Raw genomic sequence first — 259 nt, 5'->3', positions numbered from 1 at the left:
CCAGGATCTCCACCGGTACCTTCATGTAGCGCGGCGGCTCGTGGGGCGGGAACTTCGGCAACCGGGCCGGCTCGCCGTTGAAGAACACGTCGTGGATGAAACGCAGCGAATAGGCCACCGAGAACACGCCGGCCAGGGTCGCCACCGCCGGCACCAGCCAGTTGAAGCTGCCCAGCAGGTTCTGGCTGAGGGTTTCGCCGAAGAACATCTCCTTGCTGAGGAAGCCGTTCAGCAGCGGCACCCCGGCCATCGCCAGGGA

General features: G+C 65.6%; 1 protein-coding gene. It reads right to left on the bottom strand.

All coding sequences use genetic code 11. From position 1 onward, the window contains the following. Nucleotides 1-259, bottom strand: a 259-nt coding sequence (locus tag ACLJNW_RS26265; RefSeq protein WP_410961515.1) for a hypothetical protein, incomplete at both ends; no start/stop codon positions are given.

This window comes from Salmonella sp. SAL4457 (assembly GCF_046548235.1).
In the GTDB taxonomy this organism is placed as follows: Bacteria; Pseudomonadota; Gammaproteobacteria; order Enterobacterales; family Enterobacteriaceae; genus Salmonella; species Salmonella enterica.
The sequence above is the reverse complement of the archived record's forward strand: the minus strand, read 5'-3'. Positions and strand labels throughout refer to the sequence as shown.